The organism is Candidatus Hydrogenedentota bacterium, assembly GCA_019695095.1.
Taxonomy (GTDB): Bacteria; Hydrogenedentota; Hydrogenedentia; order Hydrogenedentales; family SLHB01; genus JAIBAQ01.
The window spans coordinates 44,759-55,281 of the sequence record JAIBAQ010000018.1 but is presented as its reverse complement, the minus strand read 5'-3'; the positions used below and the strand labels follow the sequence as shown (position 1 = coordinate 55,281).

Here is a 10,523-nt window from a genome sequence, read left to right as displayed (position 1 = left end):
AACTGCTTTGCCCCTTTCATCCACGTCCAATCGCCAGTCGAACAGTCATATTTCCATACGTCGTTAAGCGCGCCCATTTGGCTGTTCTCGTCGATGCCATACCCACCGAAGATCCAGAAAACGTCCGCTCCATCAGTCCAGGATACGGCGCCCCGACGTGAGCCGGGCGTGTTCGTTTCACCGGCCTCACCCAATTCACCGTAGACCCCAGCTTGTTCCGCGTTGCTCCTCCCCTTCATCCACGCCCAGTTGCCGCTATCCGGATCGTAACGCCACAGGTCGTTGAGGAGGTGTTGAGTCGTCGATCCGTATCCAGTCCCTCCGAATAGCCACAGGCGACCGCTTTCGTCAAACCAGGTCACCGCGTCCACGCGTCCACCTGGACGATTGCCCGTTGCGGCGACGCCCTGAGTACCATAGACGCCGGGTTGATTGATCGACGAACTGCCCTTAATCCATGTCCATCTTCCGCTTGCCGGATCAAACTTCCACAGATCGTTGAGATATCCCGTGCCTCCGCTCGCTCCATAACCGAATCCGCCGAACAACCACAGTGCGCCCGTAGCATCTCGCCACGTGGCAGCCCCGCGGCGGGCTCCGGGTGTGGTCGTTGCACTGCTCTCCCCCAGCGTCCCGTAGCTACCGTAGGCATTGACGGAATTGGATCCGTGCATCCAAGTCCATTGCGCGGCCGACGACGCTTTACCCAAAGATCTTGCTTCAGGAGCATCCAGGCCCTCCGCAGAACCACATACCATCGCAAACACACTGAACACCACAACGAAAAGACTGAGAAAGGTTCGGAATGAGAATCGCATGGCCTACCCCTCTTGCGATGGAAGTAACCATGGCCTTTCAGTCCCGCGAAAGCCTCATCTGCTTTGCGCGACAACTTGCAGCGCCCCATGCCGTACGCAGAGCCACTATGGCGTCGGGCGATTCATCCCAAGTAGATGCCCAACATCGCGGACATACTTCTGCAATCGGCTACCACGTCACGACTACACCTGGCTTCCCCCATCATTACGACGTGAATGAGTACCATTTTTGGATAATTCTAGGTGAATTGTCAATTCCTACGCAGAGGGGTGTACGTTATAAATGCGGAATCGACGATTAAGGCCAGGTAGCTTTAGACGTCCATATCCAATTGGGTTGGCGACGAAATGGGCAGGCTGTTGAGTTCATTCAGCATTTCTGGAGCGGCTCAAAGCTGCGTGAATCGGTATTGTGTACCGATCTGGGACTTGATAGACCTCAAGCCGGGTCCTGGTGTGTCGATTCTCGTTTCGAACGCGAATCTCACCCCAGTCTGGAGTCTACCGTGCCTACGGCACTCCAGAGAAGAGGTTGTCTGAGAGATTGTGAACGAAGTACAGGGAATATTGCCCAATGCCTTGTGAAGGCTGTCCAGTTGTCTTTTGTTTATACAACTGAAACCCGCGCTCGCGCGGTTCCCGGCTCAGGATGACAGTCTGGTTGCCAAGCGACACGGCTTTCTACTTGCCGTGCTTCTTCCTTCGCGACACATACCCGCAGTAGAGATTAGGACAGCGAGTACTACTTGGCCTTGACGTCGTAGGCTATCAGTGCATCGCCGTGGCGGACGTACAGACGCCCGTTGGCTATCGTTGGATGGGCCCAGTGCTGGTCGGTGCCGTCCGTCACGTCGAACCGGCCGGTACGTTCAAACGCGCTGGGTGTCGCCTTCACGAGATTCATCACGCCCGCCTTCGGCCCTTCGTAGGCGTACAGCATGCCGTCGGCGTAGACAACGGACGAAAGCTTCACTTCTTCCGTACTCCACACCAGCTTTCCCGTCGCCATTTCCAGACACACCAGCTTGCCACCGCCTTTGTAGCCGGCTCCATAAAGGTATCCATCTACGAGCACGACTCCGTGATGCAGGCAATCAAGGCTGGTGTCCGTCCACTTCGGAGTCACCGATGTGCCATCCGCCGAAAGCTCCAATGCCCCGCCGCCATAACCGTCGCCGGCCACATAGTAGAGCAGTCCATCCTTGTAGATCGGCGTCACCCCGTGAATGTCGTAGGGGGCTTTCTGCGCGAACGACCACAATAGCGCGCCCGTTTCTGCATCCGCGCCAATAAAGTGCAGCCCAAGCGCCGTCGTCACAATGCGACGGCCGTTATGAACGATAATCGTTGGCGAACAGTACGACGTTTTGTCCTCAGGTCCTTTCGTCGCCCAGATGGTTTCGCCCGTCATCTTGTCGAGCGCCACCAGAAGACCATCCTTGCCTCCCGGCGTGCAGATGATGCGGTTGCCGTCAACCAAGACCGACTCCGCGACATTCCAGATGTTGTTCTCGGCCCCGAACCGCTCCAGCACGTTCACGTCCCACATCTTCTCGCCCTTGACGAGATCGATGCAGCACAACAAACCCAGGCCCGAAATGACGTACAGCCTGTCTCCGTCGATGGTCGGTGTTGACCGCGTACCCGGGGCCTGCTTTTCTTCCGTCTCCGGCCCAAAGGGTATCTTCTTCTCAATGACGCCGTCGTTGTTGAGCACGAACACGTAGCCGGTCTTGTCGTCCAACATTCCTGTGACGTAGATCTTTTCCCCGACGACCGAAGCCGAGGAGAAGCCTCGACCCAGGCCTGTCGCGACCCACGCTTTAGCCGGTCCTCCTTCAGGCCACGTTTTTAAGAGGCCCGTCTCATCGAAGTTACCGTCCCGATGAGGGCCTCGGAACTGCGGCGAATCGCCCGCGTAAGCGGCGGTCACCATCAACACCAACACGCCTGCTACACACATGAACGCTCTCATCAGCACGTCTCCATCGTCTATTTGAATTCAATACCCAGAAAAACCAATTCAGACATCTCCTGCCTGCTGCCTTTTTCAATCCACGAAGGACTGGTAGTGGCCGCGCGAGAGCGGACGCACCGTGAGAACAGCCTGTGCTTCTTGTGTTCTATTTCGGCAACTCTGCGGCGCTTATTCTACCAGTTCAAACTCCATCTTCGGCTTCGGCCCGCCGTTAACGGGCTTCTCTGGCACGAGTTGTAGCCAATGCCGCTTCGCTTCAGGCCCCGATTTATCGAAGTCATTCATGAGCGCGTTGTATCGGAAGCGTTCTCCGGTTTTCAGCATCAGCGGCGTAAGACGATTCTTAGGAAAGGCGGCTTCGTAGACGGTCTGCGTTCCCTCGCGTTTTACCGCCAGTTTCACTTCCGTACTGACTTCTGTGCCGCCCATGTCCACGCCCCAGTACAAGAAGACTTCCGGACCCTTTTGCGTGAGTGTAATGCCCCAACTCCAATCGTTAAGGAACATTTCCACGTTGTCCGCCGACCACACCGTGTCGCCCGCAAACGGCTGATAATGCTCGTTGTCCTCGGCGCGCACTGCCAGATATAGCCAGTCCTCATCCCACATGAAGCCAAGCTCGCTGTCGAGGTCCTTCTTGTTTTTCCCATCGAATTGGGCCGGATATACCATGCGCACCATCTGCGCATCGCCCCACTCTCCAAGGTCGGCATCGATATTCACCGTGGCTTTCGCGCGAATGGCTTTTGCCGTCGGCACCAGCCGCATATCCTGCTTCACGTCCACGGCGGGACCTTCCTTCGCATTAGCATACTGCGTAGTGAAGAATGGGACGGGGAACTGCGTCTCCTCCGATTTCACGCGAAAACGCAGTTCCTGCGAGGACTTTCCGGCCACCTCATACTCCAACTGCGCGGGGCTTACACTCCACCCCGGGGTCATCTCCCACGACAACGAGGATTTCAGAGGGTTGTCAAACGGATTCGAGACCGTCACAACAAGCTCTTGATCGGCCGCGCCTCTCACAGGCACCGGCAATTCCGCCGCATGTATCCACTTGTTGCGAATGTTGTACAACTCGTCGACACGAGCCGCCGTGGCAACACGTGACGAAAACACCGACTTCGGACGAATCACCGACCAGTCCACGTTCGTGCCGCGAACTCGTACGAGCAAATAGTGATTGAAGTACCCTTCTTCTTCCGAACCGTCCATCTTGTACACCGACGACCCGCCACAGATTGTGTATCTCACACCGTCGCGCGTTCCGCAATCGCGATACAAATGCCAGTGCCCCGAAAAGACCCCGCGTACTGGATGTCCACGAAACACTTCCGCCATATTCGACCACTGCTTCTCCCACGTTTCTTCCGCCTTGTCGGGATCGCCCTCGTGAGCGAAGTATGGCTTGTGCACGAACACGAATACGTTTGCGGCATCCGATTTATCCAACTGCTCTTTCGCCCACGCGGCCTGACCGTCCGAAATCCGCGATAGCGCTCCCTGCTCTTCGCTATTCAGCAGAAGAAACAACGAATTCCCGTACCGGAATGCGTAATGTGTAGGTCCGATTCGTTCTTCCCAGATCCGTTCCGTTGCCGCGTCCGTGATATCGTGGTTACCCGGATTCGGAAAGAACGGCGGCTGAAGCTCCGAAATCGTCTTGTCGAATTCGTCCCACTGCACGGACAGATCCTCCGCGGCGCCGCCCAAGATCATGTCCCCCACATGCATCACGAGACTCGGCTGCAAGATATTGAACTCGCGGATGCACTGCCGGAACACTTCCGACTGCTCTACCGGCTCCAGCGTGTTCGAGTCACCGACAATGATGAAATCAAAGCTATCTGGCGATATCGGCGGCGACGCTTTGATCTTATCCATCGATTTCTCGATCAATGTCTTTTCGCCCCATGCCATGGAGGCAAGAACCGTTGCAGCCATTAGGGCCGACACGCCCAAGCGATAGCGATTCGCTCTCATTCATCCATCCTTTCGCGAGGTATGTAAGAAGGACCTATTTGCATCGGGGAAAGCCCGCAGCAACCGTCCCCATGATATGCGTTGAGCCGGATGAAGAGTCAATACAGACCGAGGGTTCTCGAAACGACAATGCCGAATCACCACGCGATATAGTACACGAGACGACAATTGAATTACCCAATATGCTGCGGGCAACGTCGTATCACAAGCATCCACGCCGATATGCGACAGGTACTAGGTCGCCTCGACGGAAGGCTCAAATCGTTCGGGCGAATGGATCACTTTGATTCGGTACAATTGGCAAAATGCTTCCAGAATGGCCCGGTGATCACCATAGTACATCACTTGGTGAGTGCCAAGCTTTGTGCGAACATCCTGCATTCTATCCATAGTCAACGCTACGCTTGTCCTGCATCCGCCGTCCGTGGTTGTGTCTATATTATCCACTACCGTGCCCGAATCGATAAGCATTTCCGTGGGACTCAGGAACTGCGCTACCGTGACTGGCTGACCTTTGCGCCAAATGACTTGTGTCGCTACGGCGGAACTCGTTTCCGCATGCGATCTTATGATTAACGGCTCCGGTGGCGAATTGAACCCGTTCAGACGCGTTGCACAAGTGCAATGCGCCAAGATGAGTTGGTTCTTGTAGGTCTCGGGAATGGTATTGCATATGTAGCCAGGTCTCTCGAGCAGGGAGATTCCAAGCATGAGCGAAAGAGCGCTGAGCAAATCCTTATCGCAGGCAAACGAGATTCCATTGTCCAGAAAGATTGTAGAGGCCAAGCATGGGAGCGCCTCCATAGCTTGCCTCCAATCGTTCAACATTTCGAGACAATATGGTGCTATAGCATTCGCCGAATTCTTCTGCATGACTTTCTTGCATGCCACGAAGAATCTGGCCGCATCGAGTACATCTTTCCTGGAAGGCTCTACAACTTTTGCCGCGTTTTTCCAAATGGAATGCGCCACATCCTTGGCTTCTCGCGAATTTGACAAGGCCAAGTAACTCTGAGAAAGCTCGGTTAGCGGCTGGTGGAGAACCTTCGCGCCAAGTGATTCGACGGTCTCCTCTTTTTCCTCCTTACCCTCGAGCAACAAAAATCGCGACTCTTCATAGAGCCGCTTGGACTGGACCATTCGAAAGGCATGTTCCATTGGCGCCGCTTCCGAAGAAGATATCGCATGGGCCCCCGGCCGCATCGAGAATCCCTGCATGAGTGCCGTCACAGCCGTGCCAATCGGCGCAAAGGCAATAGTGGGTATTCCGGTATCTGCGATGATTCCTGCTGAGCTCCAAGCCCAAATGTCCTGAAGATGCAACAGTATGGCATGGGGTTTCTCGCTCGCCATCCGCTTCGCAAACGCGGTAACGCTGTCTTCATCAGTCAACAAGTCAGGCGACATCTCCAATCCCACGCCCACCTTGCGCGCTATGTCCATGAACGCTTTCTCGTATGCTTTCTGTTTGCCAGCGAAATCGTACCCAAGTCCAGGCCATCCCGACCGAGCTTTTGGAAGTACTACAGCTCCCACTATTCGGACTTTAGGTCGGATTCGAAAACTCGAAAGGTCAACGTAGTCTTCACGGTCATTTGATGAACAAGCGGCCAACGATCCGGCCAGAACCGCCGCCGACGCTGATTTCATGAAACGGCGGCGCGACATACGACAACCGCCACAAGCATGCTTGTCATGACATGTACACATTGATTCCCCCTGATTCCGAGGCCTATTTCAGACTTCGCCTCTCCTGATGGACCGCTGTGATGCTTGCATCTAGAGACATTACGCGATCACTACCTCGACTTGAGACTTGCCCCCGGCTCTCTTGCCCCCAAGATCAAACGTGTGGCATTCACTTTCTCACTGAGTAAGCCATGGCAGCCCCCCCCTTCAATATAGTCTGCCACTGACCGACTTTCTTGTCAAAGGGGCAAGACTGTCTTTTGGGGGCCATTCGGTGTACAAGTGTCCCAAATGGCGTTACTCTGACCTCGCATCTAGTATTGGCGTCACCGCTTTCACGACCTTTGCCTTCACAAAGGTCAACGCGTCAAAACGATTCGCAATCCACCAACCTGCGTCGCGCTGGCTCTCGAGTTCACGCAGCGCCTCGTTAGCGGACGTGATTATCGCCGTTCTCATAGTCTCTTCTTCGGCGGCGACTTTCTTGCTCCCAACAAGTTTTTTGACGTAGTCACGGTTATGCTCCACAACCTTCAGCCGGATGACGGCCGCCCACGGCTTGTCTTGTTCAGATCCCTCCAGCTCTGGAAGATTCAATTCCTGGCTTTGATCCGCGGCTAGGGTTGACTCCTGTGCTCGCCAGCAGGCCTGACAAGGGCGTCCTTGCAGCCACTCCTTGCGCTGCTGAAGTGCCTCCTCAGGTCCCGTGTAGGCGTGTTTCGATTCATGGCCGCAGGTGTGTTGTACGGTGAACGTGCTCACGATGCGCCCTGCTCCGGCGGACTGGATCCAAACGCTGTCACGGACCCGTCTTCGCCACCTACAATGACCATGCCGTTGATTAGAGAAGGCGACGTGATTGCGTCGCTCACTTCGTAGCTCCAGATTGACTCGCCGGTTTTTGCGCTCAAGAAATGAAGCGTTCCATTTACACTCACGGCTATCTTGTCTCCCGCCGACACGGGTGACAATGGATTACCGTCAGTTTTGAATTGCCACTTCTGCTTGCCCGTCTCTGGGTCCAATGCGTAGACAGTGCCATCCTCGGACCCAAAGACGACCACGCCAGAGCACAGCGTCGGCGTACTGAATATGTCCTTCTCGCTATCTTCGTTCTGCCAGACTACACTTCCCACCCGAGCGTTAACTCGATAGAAATGTCCGCTGCGGCAACCGGAAAACACTTCATCGCCCACAAGCGCAATCCCCGCCGCGACCTGACAGTCTCCACACAGAGCCACGCTTCGCATGAGGCGTCCGTCGTAAATGGAGTAGACATGTATGGCCGCTTCGCAGCTTCCAAAAACGACCATATCGTTTCCCACCACGGCCGACCCATCTGTCCGGTTGATGGGGTCCGTACGCCATACCCTACTCCCGGTTTCGAAGTCGATGCAGTGCAACGCACCTTCCGCGCGCTCGATAACAAAAAGTCGCACGGGGTCGGCCTCGTTCGCAGGCTCGTACGCGGTCACCGTCCCAAGCACTTCGCCACCTACGTCGTACTTCCATCGTTCCGCGCCGGTCTCGCTATCCAGCGCGTAGACAATGCCCGCCGTGGACCCGATTAGGACAGTTGAACGGATGCAGGCCACTGGTGCTTCGAAGCGTTCGGGCATTTCTGCCCCGTCGGCCGGGTTGCGCCGCATTACCTGCTTGGTCCAACGCACGTTGCCGCTGAAATCGAGACCGACGACTGAGCCGGTCCGGGTAGCGACATAGACTCCACGCGCGTCACCCACGGGAGGCTGCCTTATCGCACCCTCGCCAAGATATTGCCAGACGCGCATGGGTTTTTCCGGTAGCACAGCACTTGACGTTCCTCGCAGGTCATAGCTTCCATGATAAAGTGGCCACGTATCCGTAGCATTGGTCTCTTGAACAGGCGCCTGAACATTGGCGGGGGGTGCAGCGGTCTTTTCTTCGGGGAGCGCAATGGGCGGCGATGGGGTTTCTTCATCGGCGGGAAAGAGCCACTGCTGCGCTGCCAAGTAAGAGAGCGTGATGATGCCGATTGCGGCAAAGGGCGCATAGGTACTGAGTTTCTTAATCCGAATCATATTGGAACCAAGGGGGTCCCCACGTCACTTGCGATCTCGATGGCCACTGCGCAGTCAGCCTTCCACGGGGCCGACAATCCGGATTATGGTACGCGGGAGTCCTAACAGCAACAACCTCGCCGCGACCCTGAACCATCGGCTGCAGGCGAACCCGGACTGCAACACATCTCAGGCGGGCAACATGACATGGCCAGCGGCGCGCCATCCACAAAACTCAACAACGCCCGTTTGGTCGTGCGCCACTGACCGCCAATAGTCCGGCCGACAAGGTCGCTGGACTTCAGCAAGTCCGCTACGATTTCCGGGGAGACTTTCAAGAGCTTGGCCGCTTCTTCTATCGTTAGAATCTCATCTTCCATGGCGAGTTGCCCTTGTTTAGCGTAGCCCAATTCCATAACATAAACCCGGCGAATGACTATTCCCTCCGCCAGCGGCCTTGCCCACGTATTTGGGCCTTAAACGTCCTGGACCTGAAAGAATTCCACCAGTCGGAGGTGTTTCTATGAAGAAGCTGCAGGTGCTCGGTACGGGCTGCCCTTCCTGCAACAGGCTTGCGGAATTGGCGACCCTGGCGGCTACCGAGTTAGAACTCGAATTCGAATTGGAGAAGGTCTCTGAAATTGACCGCATTCTCGCATTTGACGTTCCCGGCACTCCGGCCCTTGTTGTGGACGGCGAAGTGCGAGTTGTTGGCCGTGTACCATCCTTTAACGAACTCAAGGAGCTGATTAAGTAATCTTGCGAGCTATCGCAAACCAGGATGTCGCATGCCAGTCGACACCAATAACGAGAGCCCCATGAACGCACGGAACTGGATACGGAATCTGCTTCTCCTCTTTGCGGTGGGAAGCGTGTTCGTTTTCCTGGGGCGCGAAGCTGTGGACCGGCAGACTACCCGCAAGATGAACAATCCGTCCGATATTTCCACAGACGATCTCCCCGTTTCGGCGAAGCTCATTGTCTATTACTTCGACGAAGGCAAGGACTGCTCCACCTGTCTCAACATCCCGGAGTTCACAAAGGACGCGCTCGACACGCACTTCAAAAACGAGTTGTCGTCCGGCGATATCGTATGGCGCGCGGTCGATGTCGAAGAATCTCGAAATGCGCACTTCATCACCGACTACAGCCTCTACACAAAATCGGTAGTTCTCGTGCGCGTCAATGACGGAAAGCAAGTCAGATGGAAGAATCTCGACAAGGTGTGGGACCTCGTCTACGACAAGCCCGCGTTTCTTGACTACATTCGTGAACAAGTGCGCGAAGACTTGGACACTCCGCCATGAGGGAATTCGCGTTCGCAATTGGCGCCGCGTTCTGGTTCGGCTTTCTCACCTCGATCAGCCCCTGCCTTCTCGCCACCAACGTTGCCGCCATCTCGTTTCTCGCGCGCAGAATGAACAGCCTGCGCCACGTTTTGTTCTCGTCCCTCTGCTATATCGTCGGGCAAGCGGCGGCCTTCGTGATTCTCGCGATGTGCCTCGTGAACAGTCTTCTTTCGGCTCCGCTCGTGTCGCACTGGCTTCAGAAGTATATGTTTCGACTGTTGGGCCCTATTCTCATTCTCTGCGCTCTCTTTCTGCTGGAACTAATCAGCGTCCAATTCGGCTCAGGCAGGCTGAAAGCGTGGGCGCACCGGCATTCCAACGCGGGGGGATTCTGGATTGCGGCCTTGCTTGGCATTGTCTTTGCCATGTCCTTCTGCCCGACCACAGCCGCCCTCTTCTTCTTCAGTCTCTTGCCGCTCGCGATAGCGAATGAGTCCGCTTTGATTCTGCCCGCAGCCTATGCCGTCGGTGTTGCACTGCCGGTGATGCTATTCAGCATTCTCATCGCGACAATGGCCCACAAGGTGGCTGCCATCTTCGCTCAAGTCGGTCGCGCCGAGCGCTGGGCACGCTATGCCACCGGAAGCATCTTCTTGATTGTGGGAATCTACTTCACGCTCGCGTTTACGCTCGGCCTCGTCTGACAGGAAGCTGAAATAAACTGGCG

General features: G+C 55.7%; 10 protein-coding genes. 3 read left to right on the top strand and 7 right to left on the bottom strand.

What is annotated here, in order from left to right; translation table 11 throughout:
* The 7 genes from K1Y02_05270 to K1Y02_05240 all read right to left on the bottom strand — a co-directional run.
* On the bottom strand, window positions 1-818 hold an 818-nt coding region (locus tag K1Y02_05270), incomplete at its 3' end, for a hypothetical protein (protein MBX7255749.1).
* 742 nt (window positions 819-1,560) lie between these two features.
* Window positions 1,561-2,793 carry a PQQ-binding-like beta-propeller repeat protein gene (locus K1Y02_05265; GenBank protein ID MBX7255748.1) on the bottom strand — a complete coding sequence of 411 codons (1,233 nt, stop codon included), beginning with the start codon at window positions 2,791-2,793 and terminating at the stop codon, window positions 1,561-1,563.
* Window positions 2,794-2,964: 171 nt separating this feature from the next.
* Window positions 2,965-4,779 carry a metallophosphoesterase gene (locus tag K1Y02_05260; protein MBX7255747.1) on the bottom strand — a complete coding sequence of 605 codons (1,815 nt, stop codon included), beginning with the start codon at window positions 4,777-4,779 and terminating at the stop codon, window positions 2,965-2,967.
* 234 nt (window positions 4,780-5,013) lie between these two features.
* Window positions 5,014-6,222, bottom strand: a complete 1,209-nt coding sequence (locus tag K1Y02_05255) for a hypothetical protein (protein MBX7255746.1) — start codon at window positions 6,220-6,222, stop codon at window positions 5,014-5,016.
* 543 nt (window positions 6,223-6,765) lie between these two features.
* A complete protein-coding gene (locus tag K1Y02_05250; protein MBX7255745.1) occupies window positions 6,766-7,230 on the bottom strand; it encodes a hypothetical protein in 465 nt (154 codons plus the stop codon).
* Window positions 7,227-8,528 carry a PQQ-binding-like beta-propeller repeat protein gene (locus tag K1Y02_05245; GenBank protein ID MBX7255744.1) on the bottom strand — a complete coding sequence of 434 codons (1,302 nt, stop codon included), beginning with the start codon at window positions 8,526-8,528 and terminating at the stop codon, window positions 7,227-7,229. Before K1Y02_05245 ends, K1Y02_05250 begins: the two co-directional genes overlap by 4 nt.
* Window positions 8,529-8,629: 101 nt before the next feature.
* Window positions 8,630-8,887, bottom strand: a complete 258-nt coding sequence (locus tag K1Y02_05240) for a helix-turn-helix domain-containing protein (protein ID MBX7255743.1) — start codon at window positions 8,885-8,887, stop codon at window positions 8,630-8,632.
* Between the two features lie 143 nt (window positions 8,888-9,030).
* Here K1Y02_05240 and K1Y02_05235 point away from each other — a divergent pair, with 143 nt between their 5' ends.
* From K1Y02_05235 to K1Y02_05225, 3 genes are all read left to right on the top strand, one after another.
* Window positions 9,031-9,264 carry a thioredoxin family protein gene (locus K1Y02_05235; protein ID MBX7255742.1) on the top strand — a complete coding sequence of 78 codons (234 nt, stop codon included), beginning with the start codon at window positions 9,031-9,033 and terminating at the stop codon, window positions 9,262-9,264.
* Window positions 9,265-9,325: 61 nt separating this feature from the next.
* Window positions 9,326-9,814 carry a hypothetical protein gene (locus tag K1Y02_05230; protein MBX7255741.1) on the top strand — a complete coding sequence of 163 codons (489 nt, stop codon included), beginning with the start codon at window positions 9,326-9,328 and terminating at the stop codon, window positions 9,812-9,814.
* Complete coding sequence (locus K1Y02_05225) at window positions 9,811-10,500, top strand: cytochrome c biogenesis protein CcdA (protein ID MBX7255740.1); 690 nt, start codon at window positions 9,811-9,813, stop codon at window positions 10,498-10,500. The genes K1Y02_05230 and K1Y02_05225 overlap by 4 nt, the downstream gene beginning before the upstream one ends.
* The last annotated feature ends 23 nt before the right edge of the window (window positions 10,501-10,523 follow it).

Coding starts and splice junctions, on each gene's coding strand:
- K1Y02_05230 (MBX7255741.1), top strand. CDS start 9,326: ATGAACGCACGGAACTGGATACGGAATCTGCTTCTCCTCTTTGCGGTG.
- K1Y02_05265 (MBX7255748.1), bottom strand. CDS start 2,793: ATGAGAGCGTTCATGTGTGTAGCAGGCGTGTTGGTGTTGATGGTGACC.
- K1Y02_05255 (MBX7255746.1), bottom strand. CDS start 6,222: ATGGACATAGCGCGCAAGGTGGGCGTGGGATTGGAGATGTCGCCTGAC.
- K1Y02_05235 (MBX7255742.1), top strand. CDS start 9,031: ATGAAGAAGCTGCAGGTGCTCGGTACGGGCTGCCCTTCCTGCAACAGG.
- K1Y02_05245 (MBX7255744.1), bottom strand. CDS start 8,528: ATGATTCGGATTAAGAAACTCAGTACCTATGCGCCCTTTGCCGCAATC.
- K1Y02_05240 (MBX7255743.1), bottom strand. CDS start 8,887: ATGGAAGATGAGATTCTAACGATAGAAGAAGCGGCCAAGCTCTTGAAA.
- K1Y02_05260 (MBX7255747.1), bottom strand. CDS start 4,779: ATGAGAGCGAATCGCTATCGCTTGGGCGTGTCGGCCCTAATGGCTGCA.
- K1Y02_05225 (MBX7255740.1), top strand. CDS start 9,811: ATGAGGGAATTCGCGTTCGCAATTGGCGCCGCGTTCTGGTTCGGCTTT.